At 53.4% G+C, this 18661-nt stretch carries 15 protein-coding genes and 7 tRNA genes; 2 read left to right on the top strand and 20 right to left on the bottom strand.

Translation table 11 applies throughout. The annotated features are described in order from the left end of the window. Positions 1–5: 5 nt before the first annotated feature. Complete coding sequence (gene leuS, locus WB237_RS11005) at positions 6–2588, bottom strand: leucine--tRNA ligase (RefSeq protein ID WP_336212928.1); 2583 nt, start codon at positions 2586–2588, stop codon at positions 6–8. Positions 2589–2802: 214 nt separating this feature from the next. Here leuS and WB237_RS11000 point away from each other — a divergent pair, with 214 nt between their 5' ends. After that, on the top strand, positions 2803–3285 hold the full coding sequence (locus tag WB237_RS11000; protein WP_028019469.1) for a zinc ribbon-containing protein: 483 nt from the start codon (positions 2803–2805) through the stop codon (positions 3283–3285). Between the two features lie 79 nt (positions 3286–3364). Here WB237_RS11000 and rihA read toward each other — a convergent pair whose 3' ends face one another. The 10 genes from rihA to miaB all read right to left on the bottom strand — a co-directional run bounded on the left by rihA (position 3365) and on the right by miaB (position 13613). Next, on the bottom strand, positions 3365–4306 hold the full coding sequence (gene rihA / locus WB237_RS10995) for a pyrimidine-specific ribonucleoside hydrolase RihA (RefSeq protein WP_336212926.1): 942 nt from the start codon (positions 4304–4306) through the stop codon (positions 3365–3367). A gap of 120 nt (positions 4307–4426) precedes the next feature. After that, entirely contained in the window at positions 4427–5152 is a 726-nt protein-coding gene (locus tag WB237_RS10990; protein ID WP_014883001.1) for an amino acid ABC transporter ATP-binding protein, read from the bottom strand. After that, the gene (gltK, locus tag WB237_RS10985; protein WP_014883002.1) at positions 5152–5826 is read right to left on the bottom strand and encodes a glutamate/aspartate ABC transporter permease GltK; all 675 of its coding nucleotides are present in this window, start codon (positions 5824–5826) and stop codon (positions 5152–5154) included. Before gltK ends, WB237_RS10990 begins: the two co-directional genes overlap by 1 nt. Then, complete coding sequence (locus tag WB237_RS10980; RefSeq protein ID WP_316943542.1) at positions 5826–6566, bottom strand: amino acid ABC transporter permease; 741 nt, start codon at positions 6564–6566, stop codon at positions 5826–5828. Before WB237_RS10980 ends, gltK begins: the two co-directional genes overlap by 1 nt. A 155-nt stretch (positions 6567–6721) precedes the next feature. Beyond that, entirely contained in the window at positions 6722–7627 is a 906-nt protein-coding gene (locus WB237_RS10975; protein ID WP_014069338.1) for an amino acid ABC transporter substrate-binding protein, read from the bottom strand. A gap of 384 nt (positions 7628–8011) precedes the next feature. After that, the gene (gene lnt, locus WB237_RS10970; protein ID WP_336212924.1) at positions 8012–9550 is read right to left on the bottom strand and encodes an apolipoprotein N-acyltransferase; all 1539 of its coding nucleotides are present in this window, start codon (positions 9548–9550) and stop codon (positions 8012–8014) included. A gap of 5 nt (positions 9551–9555) precedes the next feature. Further along, positions 9556–10434 (bottom strand): CNNM family magnesium/cobalt transport protein CorC, encoded by an 879-nt coding sequence (corC, locus tag WB237_RS10965; RefSeq protein WP_028019465.1) that lies wholly within the window; start codon positions 10432–10434, stop codon positions 9556–9558. 89 nt (positions 10435–10523) lie between these two features. Continuing rightward, positions 10524–10991, bottom strand: coding sequence for an rRNA maturation RNase YbeY (gene ybeY, locus WB237_RS10960; protein ID WP_003858677.1), 468 nt, complete (start codon positions 10989–10991; stop codon positions 10524–10526). Next, positions 10988–12034 (bottom strand): PhoH family protein, encoded by a 1047-nt coding sequence (locus WB237_RS10955; protein WP_336212923.1) that lies wholly within the window; start codon positions 12032–12034, stop codon positions 10988–10990. The genes ybeY and WB237_RS10955 overlap by 4 nt, the downstream gene beginning before the upstream one ends. Positions 12035–12188: 154 nt before the next feature. Next, complete coding sequence (gene miaB, locus WB237_RS10950) at positions 12189–13613, bottom strand: tRNA (N6-isopentenyl adenosine(37)-C2)-methylthiotransferase MiaB (protein ID WP_049007961.1); 1425 nt, start codon at positions 13611–13613, stop codon at positions 12189–12191. Between the two features lie 135 nt (positions 13614–13748). Between miaB and ubiF the strand changes: the two genes are divergently transcribed. Then, positions 13749–14924, top strand: a complete 1176-nt coding sequence (gene ubiF, locus WB237_RS10945) for a 3-demethoxyubiquinol 3-hydroxylase (RefSeq protein WP_336212921.1) — start codon at positions 13749–13751, stop codon at positions 14922–14924. A 105-nt stretch (positions 14925–15029) separates the two neighbouring features. On the opposite strand, the gene WB237_RS10940 is transcribed toward ubiF, so the two are convergent. The 9 genes from WB237_RS10940 to nagD all read right to left on the bottom strand — a co-directional run bounded on the left by WB237_RS10940 (position 15030) and on the right by nagD (position 18616). Beyond that, positions 15030–15104 (bottom strand) — tRNA-Gln (locus tag WB237_RS10940). Positions 15105–15138: 34 nt separating this feature from the next. Further along, positions 15139–15213, bottom strand: a tRNA-Gln gene (locus tag WB237_RS10935). Positions 15214–15253: 40 nt separating this feature from the next. After that, positions 15254–15330: transfer RNA gene (locus WB237_RS10930), tRNA-Met, on the bottom strand. Between the two features lie 17 nt (positions 15331–15347). Continuing rightward, positions 15348–15422 (bottom strand) — tRNA-Gln (locus WB237_RS10925). 33 nt (positions 15423–15455) lie between these two features. After that, positions 15456–15530: transfer RNA gene (locus tag WB237_RS10920), tRNA-Gln, on the bottom strand. Between the two features lie 23 nt (positions 15531–15553). Next, positions 15554–15638, bottom strand: a tRNA-Leu gene (locus WB237_RS10915). 8 nt (positions 15639–15646) lie between these two features. Next, a tRNA-Met gene (locus WB237_RS10910) sits at positions 15647–15723 on the bottom strand. Positions 15724–15948: 225 nt separating this feature from the next. Beyond that, complete coding sequence (gene asnB / locus WB237_RS10905; protein ID WP_336212919.1) at positions 15949–17613, bottom strand: asparagine synthase B; 1665 nt, start codon at positions 17611–17613, stop codon at positions 15949–15951. A 250-nt stretch (positions 17614–17863) separates the two neighbouring features. Then, positions 17864–18616, bottom strand: a complete 753-nt coding sequence (gene nagD, locus WB237_RS10900; RefSeq protein ID WP_023310763.1) for a ribonucleotide monophosphatase NagD — start codon at positions 18614–18616, stop codon at positions 17864–17866. Between the last annotated feature and the right edge of the window lie 45 nt (positions 18617–18661).

The following is an 18661-nucleotide window of genomic DNA, read 5'->3' as shown; positions in this document are numbered from 1 at the left end:
CGCGCTTAGCCAACGACCAGATTCAGCAATTTACCCGGTACGTAGATCACTTTACGTACGGTAACGCCCTCAAGATATTTTGCGACCAGAGGTTCCTGGCCCGCGCGCTCGCGAACCTGTTCTTCGGTTGCATCGACCGCCACAGTAATTTTACCGCGGACTTTGCCGTTTACCTGGACGACGACCAGCGTGGTGTTTTCCACCATCGCGGCTTCGTCGGCCTGCGGCCACGGCGCATTGTCGATATCGCCTTCGCCTTTCAGTTCCTGCCACAGAGTAAAGCTGACATGCGGAGTGAACGGGTTCAGCATGCGAACGACGGCCAGCAATGCTTCACGCATTAAGGCACGATCCTGCTCGCCGTCCTGCGGGGCTTTCGCCAGCTTGTTCATCAGTTCCATAATAGCCGCGATTGCGGTATTGAAGGTCTGACGACGACCAATATCATCGGTCACTTTCGCAATCGTTTTATGAACATCACGACGCAGCGCCTGCTGATCTTCAGTCAGTGCAGCGGCGTTCAGTGCCGGAGCATCGCCCTGTGCGGTGTGTTCGTAAACCAGTTTCCAGACGCGTTTCAGGAAGCGGTTTGCACCTTCCACACCCGATTCCTGCCACTCCAGGGTCATGTCTGCCGGAGAAGCAAACATCATGAACAGACGCACGGTATCCGCGCCGTAACGTTCAACCATCACCTGTGGGTCGATGCCGTTGTTTTTGGATTTAGACATCTTGCTCATGCCGGTATAGACCAGTTCATGACCTTCGGCGTCTTTCGCCTTCACAATGCGGCCTTTCTCGTCACGCTCAACGATAGCATCAACCGGAGAAACCCAGTTACGCTCGCCGTTTGCACCCACGTAGTAGAAGGCATCAGCCAGTACCATACCCTGACACAGCAGCTGTTTTGCTGGTTCGTCAGAGTTCACCATGCCGGCATCACGCATCAGTTTGTGGAAGAAGCGGAAGTAGAGCAGGTGCATGATGGCATGTTCGATACCACCGATGTAAATGTCTACTGGCAGCCAGTAGTTAGCTGCATCAGAGTCCAGCATACCCTCTTTATACTGCGGGCAGGTGTAGCGCGCATAGTACCAGGAGGACTCCATAAAGGTGTCAAAGGTGTCGGTTTCACGCAGCGCAGGCTGGCCGTTGACGGTGGTTTTTGCCCACTCAGGATCGGCTTTGATCGGGCTGGTGATGCCGTCCATGACCACGTCTTCCGGCAGGATCACCGGGAGCTGATCTTCTGGCGTTGGCATCACGGTGCCATCTTCCAGCGTCACCATCGGGATTGGCGCACCCCAGTAACGCTGACGGGACACGCCCCAGTCGCGCAGACGGAAGTTAACTTTACGCTCGCCCACGCCCAGAGAGGCCAGTTTGTCTGCAATGGCATTAAAACCGTCTTCGAAGCTCAGACCGCTAAATTCACCGGAGTTGAACAGGGTGCCTTTTTCAGTCAGCGCTTGCGCGGACAGGTCTGGTTCAGAACCATCGGCGGCCAGGATAACGGCTTTAATCGGCAGGCTGTATTTGGTAGCAAACTCGTAGTCGCGCTGATCGTGGCCTGGAACAGCCATCACTGCACCGGTACCGTACTCCATCAGAACGAAGTTCGCGGCCCAAACAGGGATCGCTTCGCCTGTCAGTGGATGCTTAGCATAGAAGCCAGTCGCGACACCTTTTTTCTCCATCGTCGCCATGTCGGCTTCGGCCACTTTGGTGTTGCGGCACTCGTCGATGAAGGCGGCCAGTTCCGGATTGTTCTCCGCCGCTTTCTGCGCCAGAGGGTGACCCGCAGCCACGGCCAGGTAAGTCGCGCCCATGAAGGTGTCTGGACGGGTGGTGTAGACGGTCAGGGTCTGGTCGTAGTTCTCAACGTTGAAGGTGATCTCCACGCCTTCAGAACGGCCGATCCAGTTGCGCTGCATGGTTTTAACGGTATCTGGCCAGTGATCCAGCGTATCCAGATCGTTCAGCAATTCGTCGGCATAGGCCGTGATTTTGATAAACCACTGTGGGATCTCTTTACGCTCAACTTTGGTATCACAACGCCAGCAGCAGCCATCAATAACCTGTTCGTTCGCGAGGACAGTCTGGTCATTTGGACACCAGTTAACAGCAGAGGTCTTCTTATACACCAGGCCTTTTTTGTACAGCTCGGTGAAGAATTTCTGTTCCCAGCGATAGTATTCCGGGGTGCAGGTTGCCAGCTCGCGGCTCCAGTCATAACCAAAGCCCAGCATTTTAAGCTGGTTTTTCATGTACGCGATATTGTCATACGTCCACGGGGCAGGTGCGGTGTTGTTTTTTACCGCAGCGCCTTCAGCAGGCAGACCGAACGCATCCCAGCCGATTGGCTGCAGAACGTTTTTGCCCAGCATACGCTGGTAGCGGGCGATCACATCACCAATGGTGTAGTTACGCACGTGGCCCATGTGTAGTCGACCAGAAGGATAGGGAAGCATCGACAGGCAGTAATACTTCTCTTTGCTCTCGTCTTCGGTTACTTCAAAGGTGCGCTTCTCGTCCCAGTGTTGCTGGACTTTCGATTCTATCTCTTCCGGGCGGTATTGCTCTTGCATGGCAGCCAGTGGTCCTGTTTTCAATACAGCTACAAATGTAGCCAATGGATGTGATATTTCAGATCCGCATAGCATAGCCCAAACGTCCGCGTCAAAACAGCCTTTCGCACAAATGCACATTGCAGGAATTTACCGGGTCTGTGCTTTACCTGACAAAGCGGCGACGAAATAAGGTCTATTATTAGAAATAGTTACTTACCCGGGAGGCAAAATGATGAACAAGGTTGCTCAATTTTACCGCGAACTGGTGGCGACACTGACGGAACGGCTGCGTAACGGCGAGCGCGATATTGACGCGCTGGTGGAGCAGGCGCGTGCCCGCGTGACGCAAACGGGTGAGTTAACGCGTACCGAAGTGGAAGAGGTAACCCGCGCGGTACGCCGTGACCTGGAAGAATTCGCGCGCAGCTACCAGGAGAGCCAGGATGAGGTCACTGACAGCGTGTTCATGCGGGTAATTAAAGAGAGCCTGTGGCAGGAACTGGTGGATATCACCGATAAAACACAGCTGGAGTGGCGCGAGGTGTTTCAGGATTTGAACCATCATGGTGTGTATCACAGTGGTGAAGTGGTTGGTCTGGGGAATCTGGTCTGCGAGAAATGTCATCACCATATCGCGGTGTATACGCCGGAAGTGCTGCCGTTATGTCCGAAATGTGGGCACGATCAGTTTCAGCGTCGGCCGTTTGAGCCATAAATAAAAGCAAAACGGCAACTATGTTGCCGTTTTTAGTGTTTGCACCCTCTCCCTGTGGGAGAGGGCCGGGGTGAGGGCATCAGGCCGCAGAATAGTAAGCCAGCCTCTCCGCCAGCAAATCCACAAACGCCTGCCGATCGATATCCACCATCACCGTGGTATTCGGCGCATTTCCCGTCAGTGAGTAGTAATCCACTACCGTCATCCCCTGGGTATATTTCCCCTGCGTCTCCACGCCGACCCAGCGTTCCACTGTGGTAAACATCTCCGGCTTCAGTAGCCAGGCAATGGTGCATGGATCATGCAGGGGCGCACCGTGGAAGCCCCACTTCTCGGCTTTGTGATATTCCATAAAGAAGTCGAGCAGTTCGGCCACGGTTGTCGCGACCGTATTGCCCACCGAGCGAAAACGCTCAATATCGTCCGCCATAATCTGCGCGCGATGGGTAACGTCCAGTCCCGCCATCACAACCGGCAAGCCGGACTGGAAGACAATCTCAGCGGCTTCCGGGTCGACAAAGATGTTGAACTCCGCCGCAGGCGTCCAGTTACCCAGCCCCATTGCGCCACCCATTATCACGATACGGGAAATTTTACTGTGCAGCTCCGGATGACTGTTAAGCAGCAACGCAACGTTGGTTTGCGGTCCGGTTGCCACCAGCGTTACCGGCTCGGCACTTTCACGCAGCACCTTCGCCATCAGCTCCACGGCAGTGCAGTGTTGCGGTGCGAAACCCGGCTCCGGCAGTGTTGGACCGTCCAGCCCGCTTTCACCGTGAACGTTGTCGGCAATGATCAGCTCGCGCATCAGAGGCTTCACAGCCCCGCCGGCGACAGGAATATCGCTGCGTTTAAGCAGTGTCAACATGCGCAGGACGTTACGCAGGGTTTTATCGGGTGTCTGGTTTCCGGCAGAAGAGGTTACGGCTTTGACATCCAGCTCAGGGGAGGCAAGTGCAAGGACGAGAGCGATCGCGTCATCATGACCCGGATCGCAATCGAGAATGATGGGGTGTGCCATAGCGTTCTCCATTTATAGCGTTATTTTGTGACAAGGTTAACGCTGTAATGTGACGCCGGCGAGAAGATGTGGGCAAAAGCGTGAAGCAGTGCGCAATCCGTAGATTGCGCACTGAGAGTATTAGTGCAGGATTTTCGCGAGGAAATCTTTCGCACGTTCTGATTTCGGGTTAGCGAAGAACTCTTCTTTCGGTGAGTCTTCCACGATCTTCCCTTCGTCCATAAAGATCACGCGGTTTGCCACTTTGCGGGCAAAGCCCATTTCGTGAGTCACCACCATCATGGTCATCCCTTCGTGTGCCAGTTCGACCATGACGTCCAGCACTTCGTTGATCATCTCTGGATCGAGCGCCGACGTTGGCTCATCAAACAGCATTGCCACCGGATCCATGCACAGCGCGCGGGCGATCGCCACACGCTGCTGTTGGCCACCCGAAAGTTGTGCCGGGAATTTATCGGCATGCGCAGAGAGCCCAACGCGTTCCAGGAGTTTCAGCCCTTTCTCGCGCGACGCTTTTTTATCGCGCTTAAGCACTTTTACCTGCGCCAGCGTCAGGTTCTCAATAATGGAGAGGTGAGGGAACAGCTCAAAATGCTGGAACACCATGCCAACGTGAGAGCGGAGCTGGGCGAGATTGGTTTTTTTGTCATTGACTTTAGTGCCGTTGACGACGATCTCACCCTGCTGCACCGGCTCCAGTCCGTTGACGGTTTTGATCAGCGTGGATTTACCGGAACCTGACGGTCCGCACACTACCACCACATCGCCTTTTTTCACTTCGGTGGAGCAGTCGGTCAGCACCTGAAAGTGCCCATACCATTTAGAAACATTTTTCAGGGAAATCATTATACCGTCCTTTTCTTCAGCCAACTGACCAACAGCGACGCACTTAAACTAATCACAAAATAGACCGCACCCGCGAAGAGCACCATTTCTACCTGCGTACCATCACGCTCACCGATGGTGGAGGCGGTACGGAAGAAGTCTGCCAGGCTGAGTACATATACCAGAGAGGTATCCTGGAACAGCACGATGCCCTGAGTCAGCAGGAGTGGAACCATGGCGCGAAACGCCTGCGGCAGAATGATGAGTTGCATGGACTGCCAGTGTGTCATCCCCAGCGCAAGTGCGGCACTGGATTGCCCACGAGAAATACTCTGGATACCCGCACGGATAATCTCTGAATAGTAAGCGGCCTCAAACATGGAGAACGCCACCATCGCGGAGATCAGGCGGATATCGGTTTTCGGTGACAGTCCCAGTACGTTTTGCAGGAAGCCGGGAACAATCAGGTAAAACCACAGCAGCACCATCACTAGCGGAATGGAACGGAAAACGTTAACGTAGGCCGTTGCGAACCAGGCGAGCGGCTTAAAGCTCGACAAGCGCATGACCGCCAGCAGGGTACCCCAGACAATACCGATGATGATGGCGATAACGGTGATTTTTAAGGTAATCACCAGGCCATCAAGCAGGTATGGCATGGATGGAACAATGGAACTCCAGTCAAATTCGTACATTATTTGCCCCCCAGATTACCCGGCAGGCGGATTTTGCGTTCAACCAGGTTCATCACCAGCATGATGAAAGCGTTAATCAGAACATAGGCGAGTGTGATCGCGGTGAAGGATTCCCACGCATGAGCGGAGTAATCCAGCAACTTACCCGCCTGCGCAGCCATATCCACCAGGCCGATGGTCGAGGCGATGGCCGAGTTTTTCACCAGGTTCATCATCTCAGAGGTCATCGGTGGAACGATAACGCGGTAGGCGTTGGGCAGCAGCACATAACGGTAAGTTTGTGGCAGTGTTAATCCCATCGCCAGGCCTGCATTTTTTTGTCCACGCGGCAATGACTGAATGGCGGCTCGCACCTGCTCGCACACGCGGGCAGCGGTAAACAGCCCCAGACAGAGCATTGAGGAGACAAAGAACTGAACGTTAGGATCCAGTTCCGACTTGAACCACGTACCAATATTTTCCGGCAGCAGTTCCGGAATCACCAGATACCAGGTAAAGAACTGCACAATCAGCGGAACGTTACGGAACAGTTCCACATACAAAGTGCCGAGGGTTGAAAGAAAACGGTTAGGGACGGTACGCAAAATACCGAACAGTGAGCCAACAAGAAACGCGATAATCCATGCCGTTATGGATAAAGCCACAGTGACCTGAAAGCCGCTCCATAACCAGCCAAGATAGGTGGTGTTGCCGAACGGGGCTTGTTGCAGAAATATGCCCCAGTTCCAGTCTATTGACATAATAAACTCCAGAAAAAAAAGGGTAGCAGCGCTACCCTCGAAGATTGGTGAGAAGCTTATTTTTCGCGCTGAGTGGGGAACGACCACTCAACGTATAGTCTGTCCATGCTTCCCGACAATCGAGAGGGCAGGATATCCCGCCCCTGTTGTTCTAATTAGTTAAGAGCCTTGTCATTTGGTGATTTGAACAGCGCTTTCATGTCGTCAGACAGTTCAAAGTTCATGTTCAGGTTTTTTGGTGGAATTGGGTTCTTGAACCACTTATCGAACCATTTTTCCGCTTCGCCGGAGGTTTGTGCCTGGGCGATGGTGTCGTCGATCAGTTTTTTGAACTCAGCATCGTCTTTACGCAGCATGCAGCCATAAGCTTCTTTTGACTGTGCAGTACCGACGATTTCCCAGTTGTCCGGTTTCTTCGCTTTCGCGCGTTCGCCCGCCAGCAGGGCGTCATCCATCATAAACGCGACAGCACGGCCACTTTCCAGGGTACGGAAGGAGTCGCCATGGTCTTTCGCGCTGATGATGCGCATATCCATTTTCTTCTCATCATTCAGTTTGTGCAGCAGCACTTCTGAGGTGGTACCGGAGGTGACAACGACCGCTTTGCCTTTCAGATCAGCAAAATCTTTAATCTCGCCGCCTTTTTTGGTCAGCAGACGGGTACCTACCACGAAGATGGTGTCAGAGAAAGCAGCCTGTTTCTGACGCTCAAGGTTGTTGGTGGTGGAGCCACACTCAAAATCGAAGGTGCCGTTTTGCAGCAGTGGAATACGGTTTTGTGAAGTGATTGGGATCAGCTTCACCTGCAGGTCAGGTTTGTTCAACTTTTTCTTCACGGCTTCAACGATGGCGTTGGAGTAATCCTGTGAATAACCCACGACTTTTTGCGTGTTGTCGTAGTAAGAGAACGGAACAGAAGATTCACGGTGGCCGACCACGATCACGCCGTTTTTGGCAATCTTGTCGAGAGTGCTTCCGGCAGCCGGAGCGTCTTCAGCGTGAACCACGCCTGCAGACATCCCCATAACCAGCATTGCTGTGGCCAGTTTACGTAATTGCATACCCAACTCCTTTTTTATCAGCGCCAGTGACGCATTGATACCCATTGTGATGTTGTTATATCTCGCGCTATGCGAGTGCAGTGTTATGCAAGCTTGTTAACATTTAGTCTGGCTTAATGTAAAGATTTTGCTGCGTTATTGTTTATTTTTGCGAAGCGCGCCGCACCATTCAGAGGCAAAAATCTCTCGTTGCACCGTTTCGGTGCTACCGATGATCTACGCTGGTGCGACCAGGTTGCACGTTAAGCCAAACTGCGTTTACTTGAATAAACAAAGCAATAGGCGTGCCAGAATTGGAGTCTGGAGGGAAGTGTCGGGTGGTGGCTAGAGCATGGAAAAGTAGGCCGGGTAAGCGTCAGCGCCACCCGGCAACAGAAGGTAAGGTTATTTACGACGCTGACGGAGACTCATCAGCACTGCGCCAAAACCAAACAGCGCGGTCAGGATCCACAGTGACCAGTTGCCGGTACGAGCGTACGGCGTCAGGCCCGTAGTTGGCGTGACTTTGGTGGTCAGTACTTCACGGGTAAACTGCGGGATCATGGCCTGAATTTCACCCTGTGGGCCAATTACGGCGGTGATGCCGTTGTTGGTGCTACGCAGCAGTGGACGCGCCAGCTCCAGGGAACGCATCCGCGCCATCTGGAAGTGTTGCCATGGGCCAATAGACTTACCAAACCACGCATCATTGGAGATGGTCAGAAGGAAGTCCGTGTCCGGGCGGAAGTTATCGCGTACCTGCTCGCCGAGGATAATTTCGTAGCAAATGGCTGCGGTCAGGGCAAAACCGTGCGCATGCAGCTGTGGCTGAACGTATGGACCACGGCTGAAAGAGGACATCGGCAGGTCAAAGAACGGTGCCAGCGGGCGCAGAATGGACTCCAGCGGGACAAATTCACCAAACGGAACCAGGTGATTCTTGTTGTACCGGTCAGTGGAGTTGTAGCTGTATTCGCTATCTTTGCCGAGGGTAATGATGGTGTTATAGGTGTCATAACGGTTCTGCTGATTCAGACGCGCATCAACAATACCGGTAATCAGCGTGCTGCCGCGCGCGAGCAGCAGGTCGTTCATCATGTTCAGGAACGGCTGCTGGTTTATTTCCAGGTCCGGGATCGCAGATTCCGGCCAGATAATCAGCTGTGATTTGCCCATGACCTCTTCGGTCGCGTTGGCGTAGATCTTCAGCGTATTCAGAAGCTGCTTTTCATCCCACTTCATGGCCTGTGGGATATCACCCTGCACCATGGAAACTTGCGTAGCGCGTTCTGGCTCCAGGGTATACCACTGGATATAGCGCAGCGGGAAGGGCAGTGCGAACAGTACCAGCGCCACAACCAGCGGCTTCCAGCAGCGCTTGACCAGCGCCAGTACCAGCAGGCCGCTGACAACCATCAGCAGGAAGTTAATCGCCTCAACGCCCATCACCGGTGCCAGGCCTTTCAGCGGTCCGTCAATCTGGCTGTAGCCGAACTGCAACCATGGGAAACCGGTCAATACCCAGCCACGCAGGAACTCGGTAATTTGCCAGACAACCGGCGCCGCAATAGCGACGCGCAGCCAGGTTGTTTGTGGCCACAGACGAGAAAGAATGCCGGCGAACAGACCGGTATAGAGCGAGAGATAGGCCGCGAGCAGGACGACCAGGAAGACGTTCACCGGCCCTGGCATACCGCCAAACTGAGCAATGCTGACGTAGACCCAGTTGATACCGGAACCAAACAGCCCCAGTCCCCAGAAGTAGCCAATCGCAGCGGCCTGCACCGGACGACGGTTCAGGGTCAGCCCCTGTAGCCCCATCAGGGAGAGTATGGCGGCGGGCCAGATATCGTAAGGAGAAAAAGCCAGCGTACCGCTGGCTCCGAGTAACAGCGCCAGCAGCAAACGGACGCGCTGGCGTTCAAGCAGTGGGGCAAATGCCATTTACATTAATCTTCCAGTTTTGGCACCGGTGAGTCATCCGGCGTTCTGACATGAACCTGTATAATACGTCGGCTGTCGGCCATCGCTACCTTGAACTGGTAACCGTCGATGTCAACGGTCTCACCGCGCGCCGGGAGGTGGCCAAAGGCCTGCATCACCAGACCGCCAATGGTATCGACCTCTTCATCGCTGAAGTGGGTGCCGAAGGCGTCGTTAAAGTCTTCAATCGAGGCCAGCGCACGCACAGTCCAGGTGTGGCGGCTCAGTTGACGGAAGTCGATATCTTCTTCTTCGTCATACTCATCTTCGATTTCTCCCACGATCAGCTCAAGAATATCTTCGATCGTGACAAGACCCGACACACCGCCAAATTCATCAATAACAATCGCCATGTGGTAACGCTGAGAGCGAAACTCTTTCAGCATCCGATCCACACGTTTACTTTCCGGCACAACCACGGCCTGACGTAACACTTTTTCCATGCTGAAAGCGTCAGAATCGCTGCGCATAAACGGCAGCAGATCTTTCGCCATCAAAATCCCTTCGATGTGATCTTTGTCTTCGCTGATGACCGGGAAACGTGAGTGAGCGGATTCGATAATCACATCGAGGCACTCGTCCAGTGTCTGGTTACGTTTCAGGGTGATCATTTGCGAACGGGGGATCATGATATCGCGGACGCGCTGGTCTGCGATGTCCATGACCCCTTCGAGCATTTCGCGCGTATCTTCATCGATAAGGTCGTTTTGCCCGGAATCACGAATCAGCTCCAGCAGTTCATCACGGTTTTTCGGTTCGCCGTGGAAAAGCTGGTTCAGAATGAGGGAGAAAAATCCCTTTTTACCGTTTGTCGTGTCGCTACTGTGTGAATTGTCGTCGCTCATGGCGTTTGTTAAGGGTTCTCTTGTTAGTTCAACGTTTACCGCCACGCGATTTCCTTTCGTGGCGGCATGTTAGTCAGTGGGGTGACTGACTATTCTTTCTCGGCAATGTACGGATCCTCATAGCCCAGAGCAAGCATTATCTCTGTCTCGAGGGACTCCATCTCTTCTGCTTCGTCATCTTCTATATGATCGTAGCCGAGCAGATGCAGGCTGCCATGTACCACCATATGCGCCCAGTGGGCTTCAAGGGGTTTTTGCTGCTCTTTGGCTTCCTGCTCAACCACCTGGCGGCAGATGATCAGATCGCCCAGCAGCGGCATCTCAATGCCCGGTGGGGCTTCGAACGGGAAAGAGAGCACGTTGGTCGGCTTATCTTTCCCACGATAGGTCAGGTTAAGCTCATGGCTTTCGGCTTCATCCACCAGGCGAATCGTGACTTCTGATTCTTCCTGAAACTGGGGGATAACGGCATCCAGCCATTTCTGAAACTGCGCCTCTTCTGGCATGCCGGAGTTATCTTCACAGGCCAGCTGTAAATCGAGGATCACCTGACTCATTTCTGTTCTTGCTCCTGCGCTTCGCGCTTACGTTCTGCTGCCAGTTCGGCCTTACGCTTCTGATCGGCTTCTTCCCAGGTCTCGTAGGCGTTAACAATACGCGCGACAACTGGGTGGCGTACGACGTCTTCGCTGTGGAAGAAGTTAAAGCTGATTTCTTCGACCTCAGCCAGCACCTCAATGGCGTGACGCAGGCCAGATTTGGTACTGCGCGGCAGGTCGATCTGCGTGACGTCACCGGTAATGACCGCTTTCGAGTTAAAGCCGATACGCGTCAGGAACATCTTCATCTGTTCGATGGTGGTGTTCTGACTTTCATCGAGAATGATAAACGCATCGTTCAGTGTACGGCCGCGCATATAAGCGAGCGGAGCAACTTCGATAACGTTACGCTCAATAAGTTTCTCAACTTTTTCAAAACCGAGCATTTCGAACAGCGCATCGTATAAAGGGCGCAGGTATGGGTCGACTTTCTGGCTCAGATCGCCTGGCAGGAAGCCCAGTTTCTCGCCCGCTTCAACCGCAGGGCGGGTCAGCAGAATACGGCGGATCTCCTGACGCTCCAGCGCATCCACTGCCGCGGCGACCGCCAGATAAGTTTTACCGGTACCGGCCGGTCCTACACCGAAGGTGATGTCATGGTCGAGGATATTCGCGATGTACTGCGCCTGATTTGGCGTACGCGGCTTAATCACGCCACGTTTGGTTTTGATGTTAATTGCCTTGCCGTAGTCAGGCACACTTTCCGCGCTCTGCTCAAGCACTCGCGCTTCTTTAATGGCGAGGTGGATCTGTTCTGGTTCGATATCCTGAATTTCGCCGCGCATTGGGGAGGTATCCACATACAGGCTACGCAGAATATCTGCTGCGGCGTTGACGCAGATAGGGCGTCCGGTCAGTTTGAAATGATTATCGCGACGATTGATTTCGATACCCAGACGTCGCTCCAGTTGTTTGATGTTGTCATCAAACGGCCCGCACAGGCTCAGCAGGCGAGCGTTGTCTGCTGGCTCAAGGCTAATTTCACGCGTGTCTATATTCAAACCGTTCCTCTTTGAGTGTTTAGTAGGGCTGGCATCATAAAACTGTCATTACCGAAATTATTCACGCCACAGAATAAAGGCGCAAGCATTGCGATGGATATTGGGGGCGAAGAGGGGAATTACAAGGCCTGCCAGAAAGGCAGGCCTGGACGCATTACGGCTGATAGATACCCACGCCAGAATCGTTTTCTTTTCGGGTTCGGGAAATGACGGATTCCGGAGATTCTGCAATGCGCAGACCCATTTCATCCTCGGTACGTACCACCTTCGCTCGCAGCGAGTTGGTCAGCACTTCCACAATCTCGACGTCCACGAACTTACCGATCATATCCGGGGTGCCTTCGAAGTTCACCACGCGGTTATTTTCGGTACGACCGGAGAGTTCCATAATGCTCTTGCGGGAGGTGCCTTCAACCAGAATACGCTGGACAGTACCAAGCATACGACGACTCCAGGCATTGGCCTGCTGGTTGATACGCTCCTGCAGAATATACAGACGCTGCTTTTTCTCTTCTTCCGGCACATCGTCAACCATATCTGCCGCAGGGGTTCCTGGACGTGCAGAGAAGATGAAGCTGTAGCTAACGTCAAAATTCACGTCGCCGATGAGCTTCATGGTGCGCTCAAAGTCATCGGCAGTTTCGCCAGGGAAACCGACGATAAAGTCCGAGCTAATCTGGATATCAGGACGGGCTTCACGCAGTTTACGGATGGTGGATTTGTACTCCAGTACCGTATGTGGGCGCCCCATCAGGTTCAGCACGCGGTCAGAACCACACTGAATCGGCAGGTGCAGGAAGCTCACCAGTTCCGGCGTGTCGCGATAAACATCAATGATGTCATCGGTAAATTCCATCGGATGGCTGGTGGTGAAGCGAATGCGGTCGATACCGTCAATCGCGGCCACCAGACGCAGCAGCTCGGCAAAGCTGCCGGTGCTGCCGTCATAGTTCTCACCGCGCCAGGCGTTAACGTTTTGACCCAGCAGGTTCACTTCGCGTACGCCCTGCGCGGCAAGCTGCGCGATTTCAAACAGAATGTCATCCGCCGGACGGCTGACCTCTTCACCGCGCGTGTAAGGCACCACGCAGTAAGTACAGTATTTGTTGCAGCCTTCCATGATAGAGACAAAAGCGGTCGGGCCATCAGCGCGCGGCTCTGGCAGACGGTCAAATTTTTCAATCTCCGGGAAGCTGACGTCAACAACCGGGCTACGATTGCCGCGAACCTGATTGATCATCTCAGGCAGGCGGTGCAGGGTCTGAGGGCCAAAGACAATATCCACATACGGGGCTCTCTGGCGGATCAGTTTCCCTTCCTGCGACGCAACACAACCGCCAACACCTATGATCAGGTCCGGATTTTTTCGTTTGAGAAGTTTCCAGCGACCTAACACATGAAAGACTTTTTCCTGCGCTTTTTCACGAATAGAACAGGTGTTTAGCAGCAGCACATCGGCTTCTTTCGCATTTTCAGTCAGCTGGTATCCGTGGGTTGTATCCAGCAGATCGGCCATCTTGGATGAATCGTATTCGTTCATCTGACAGCCCCAGGTTTTTATATGGAGTTTTTTAGTCATCGACTTGCTCAGCTCAGGATTGCAAGCCGCGTATTGTAATGCTTTGGTGCGGTTGTGACCAGTATGAAGGTTGTCAACCTCCTGACCCCAAAAATCCGGTAAACTTAAGGGATTCTGCAATAAGGAAAATTGACCATGACACTCCAACAAACCGAAATCGCCGTAGTCGGCGGCGGTATGGTCGGCGGCGCACTGGCGCTGGGGCTGGCGCAGCAGGGATTTGAGGTGACGGTTATCGAGCAGGCTGCTCCTGCTACGTTTGACCCGACGGCAAAGCCGGATGTGCGTATTTCCGCGATCAGTGCCGCCTCAGTTGATCTACTGCGCGGGCTGGGCGTTTGGGACGCGGTGCTGACGATGCGTGCTCACCCTTACAGCCGCCTCGAAACGTGGGAGTGGGAAAATGCCCACGTCGCGTTTGATGCCGCTGAACTCAAACTGCCCCGTCTGGGCTATATGGTGGAAAACAACGTCCTCCAGCGGGCGCTCTGGCAGGCGCTGGAGACACACCCGAAGGTGACGTTGCGTGTCCCATCGTCACTCAAAGCCCTGCATCGTTATGACAACGGATATCGCCTGACGCTGGATAATGATAATGAATTAGCCGTGAAGCTGGTGGTGGGCGCTGATGGCGCCAATTCTCAGGTCAGAGAGATGGCGGGGATTGGGGTTCATGCCTGGCAGTATCAACAGTCTTGTATGTTGATTACTGTTCAGTGTGAGAATGCGCCAGGAGAGAGCACCTGGCAGCACTTTACACCGAATGGTCCACACGCGTTTTTGCCATTGTTCGATAACTGGGCATCGCTGGTGTGGTACGACAAACCGGCGCGTATTCGTCAGTTGCAGGGGCTTTCGATGGCGCAACTGCAAGACGAAATTATGCGCCACTTCCCGAGCCGGCTGGGATATGTGACGCCGGTTGCGGCAGGAGCATTCCCGCTGACTCGTCGACACGCGTTGCAATACGCCCGCGAAGGGCTGGCTCTGGTAGGAGATGCGGCACATACCATTCACCCGCTGGCAGGGCAGGGGGTAAACCTGGGGTATCGTGATGTTGATGCATTACTGGATGTGCTGGGTAGTGCTCGCGGGCATGCGGAGGACTGGTCAAGCCATCAGGTACTTAAGCGTTACCAGACGCGGCGTATGGCGGATAACTTCATCATGCAGTCAGGGATGGATCTGTTCTATGCCGGGTTCAGCAATGACGTAGGGCCGGTGCGTATTCTGCGTAATATTGGATTGATGGCGGCTGAACGTGCCGGAGGTCTGAAGCGTCAGGCGTTGAAATACGCCCTCGGACTCTAAACTTTATTCCCTCTCCCCATGGGAGAGGGTCAGGGTGAGGGCATCAGGCCGCACAATAGCAACAAAAACAAAAAAGCCCGCAGAGCGGGCTTTTTTGTTACTAAGTGGCTGGGGTGCAGGGATTCGAACCCCGGAATGCTGGTATCAGAAACCAGAGCCTTACCGCTTGGCGACACCCCAATTGCGTTAAACAGTGTTTAACGACTTTTTAAATTGGCTGGGGTACGAGGATTCGAACCTCGGAATGCCGGAATCAGAATCCGGTGCCTTACCGCTTGGCGATACCCCAACAATTTGTCTTGATTACCGAAAAATCGACAATCTAAATTTGGTGGCTACGACGGGATTCGAACCTGTGACCCCATCATTATGAGTGATGTGCTCTAACCAACTGAGCTACGTAGCCAGTACTGCAATCTTCGATGGCTGGGGTACCTGGATTCGAACCAGGGAATGCCGGTATCAAAAACCGGTGCCTTACCGCTTGGCGATACCCCAATAACCGCGGAGAACCGCAAAATCGAAGAAATATGGCTGGGGTACCTGGATTCGAACCAGGGAATGCCGGTATCAAAAACCGGTGCCTTACCGCTTGGCGATACCCCATCCGTGCAACGCTTACCTGGGAATGGTGCGGGAGGCGAGACTTGAACTCGCACACCTTGCGGCGCCAGAACCTAAATCTGGTGCGTCTACCAATTTCGCCACTCCCGCAAAAAAGATGGTGGCTACGACGGGATTCGAACCTGTGACCCCATCATTATGAGTGATGTGCTCTAACCAACTGAGCTACGTAGCCATCTTTTTTCGCGTTACCTTATCGGCGTTGCGGGGCGCATTATGCGTATAGACCCTTGCAGCGTCAACACCTTTTTCAACGAAAATGGCCGGAATGTGACTGTTTGGTTAGGTTGCGAACAGCGTGACCGAATATTCGGCAATTATTGGTTATTAATCGTTTTTGTCCAGTTTAATACAATGCAAAAAAAACAGGCCCCGGAGGGCCTGTTAGTCATTCAGACGATCATTTATATGCTGACTGGTGAACGCCTACAGCACGTCCTGATGGATCGTTCATTGCCTTGAAAGATTCATCCCATTCAATTGCTTTTGCTGAAGAGCAGGCGACGGACGGGCCACCCGGCACACACTCGGCCGCGCTTGGAACCGGGAAGAGTTCTTCAAAGATCTCACGGTACAGGTACGCCTCTTTAGACCCCGGCGTGTTGTACGGGAAGCGGAAGCTCGCTGTTTCCAGTTGTTGGTCGGAAATCTGTTTTGCCGCCACCTCTTTCAGGGTGTCAATCCAACTGTAACCTACACCGTCAGAGAACTGCTCTTTCTGACGCCATGCCACGCTTGCCGGCAGGTAGGATTCAAAACATTCGCGCAGGATATGTTTTTCCATTTTGCCGTTGCCGCACATCTTGTCCTGCGGGTTGATACGCATCGCGACGTCGAGGAATTTCTTATCCAGGAACGGAACACGCGCTTCAACACCCCAGGCCGACATCGCTTTGTTGGCACGCGCACAGTCAAACATATGCAGCGCCTGAAGTTTGCGCACTGTCTCTTCATGCAACTCTTTGGCATTCGGCGCTTTGTGGAAATACAGGTAGCCACCGAATACTTCGTCAGAACCTTCGCCAGACAGCACCATCTTAATGCCCATCGCTTTGATCTTACGGGACATCAGATACATAGGCGTAGAGGCGCGGATAGTCGTCACATCATAAGTTTCGATGTGGTAGATAACATCGCGGATCGCATCCAGACCTTCCTGCACGGTGAAATGAATTTCGTGGTGCACGGTACCAAGATGGTTTGCCACTTCCTGTGCGGCTTTCAGATCCGGCGCGCCTTCCAGGCCCACGGCAAAGGAGTGCAGCTGTGGCCACCAGGCTTCAGAGCGTTCCTGATCTTCCACGCGACGGGCGGCAAATTTCTTGGTGATCGCGGAGATCACGGAGGAATCCAGACCGCCGGAGAGCAGCACGCCGTACGGCACGTCTGACATCAGGTGGCTTTTAACGGAGTCTTCCAGCGCCTGACGCAGCTCGGCTTTGTCCGTGACGTTGTCTTTTACCGCATCATAGTCGAACCAATCGCGCTGATAATACTGACGGATCTCGCCGTCTTTGCTCCACAGGTAGCTACCTGCAGGGAACTCTTTAATGGTGCGGCAAACCGGTACCAGGGCTTTCATTTCAGAGGCAACATAGAAGTTGCCGTGTTCATCGTGACCCATATACAGCGGGATAATGCCGATGTGGTCACGGCCGATCAGGTAGGCGTCTTTTTCGCTGTCGTACAGTGCGAAGGCAAACATGCCCTGCAGGTCGTCCAGGAACTCCGGGCCTTTCTCCTGATACAGCGCGAGGATCACTTCACAGTCAGAACCGGTCTGGAACGCGTAGCGGTCGCCGTACTCGGCACGCAGTGCCTGATGGTTGTAGATTTCACCGTTGACAGCTAGCGCGTGCGTTTTTTTCTCGTTATACAGCGGCTGAGCACCAGCGTTGACGTCTACGATCGACAGACGTTCGTGAGCCAGAATAGCTTTATCGCTGGCGTAAACGCCGGACCAGTCCGGGCCGCGATGGCGCATCAGGCGGGACAATTCGAGTGCTTTTTTACGCAGTTCGCCCGCGTCAGTTTTAATATCCAGTACGCCAAAAATAGAACACATAACCTTCTCCGTTAACCCTGTTGCATTGTGATGTTGCTTGCTTATGAAAATGCCGCAAAGGGACAGGGTGCGCAAGCGTTTTACGGGCGAAAACGGAAATAGTGCAATGGTAATTGCTGAATAGTGAAAAACGAGTATGTCACGCATGCTTTTATTGATGATTATCCAATAAAACATGGTTTTTGTTAGATGGGTTTTTATTTGGCTGGGCTGAAAATGAAAAAACCACGCCCTGAGGCGTGGTCTGGCATCAGATAATGTCAATTTCATCAACGGAGGGGTAAATCCAGCTCGGCCGGAACGGCATTGAATCAATGTCATCAAGCTGAGAGACGCCAGAGAGTACCAGAATAGTTTCAAGACCTGCCTGGAAACCGGCCAGAATATCGGTGCGGAGGTTGTCGCCGACAATGACGGTTTCTTCAGAGTGAGCCTGCATTTTGTTCAGTGCGGCACGGATGATCCACGGGCTAGGTTTCCCGACTACAAACGGCTGACGACCAGAGATTTTCTCGATACCGGCGCAGAGCGCACCACATGCCGGATAAAAGCCACGGCCGTGCGTATCCGGGTTGGTGGCGATAAAGCGCGCGCCGCTGGCGACAAAGTATGCCGCTTTATGCATCATCTCCCAGTTAAAGGAGCGCGTTTCACCCACGATCACAAAGTCCGGGTTCACATCGGTGATGGTAAAACCGGCTTTGTACAGTTCATGGATCAGCGCACCTTCACCCACCACGTAGGCTTTTTTCCCTTCCTGACGTTTCAGAAAATCAGCCGTTGCCATCGCCGAGGTATAAAACACGCTGTCCGGCACGTCGACACCGGCTGTGGCAAAACGGTTCGCCAGATCCTGACCGGTCTGAGAAGGGTAGTTCGTGAGAAGAACCAGAGGCATTCCTTTGTCGATGATGCGGTGAAGAAACTCCGCAGCACCCGGCACAGCAACGTTGTCGTGCATCAGCACGCCGTCGATATCACAAATTACATTCTTAATGGTCATGGACAGTCCGACATCAAAAAAAGAAGGCGTTACTATAAGGTTCGA

This window comes from Enterobacter sp. P82 (assembly GCF_037053385.1).
Lineage (GTDB): Bacteria > Pseudomonadota > Gammaproteobacteria > Enterobacterales > Enterobacteriaceae > Enterobacter.
The sequence above is the reverse complement of the archived record's forward strand: the minus strand, read 5'-3'. Positions and strand labels throughout refer to the sequence as shown.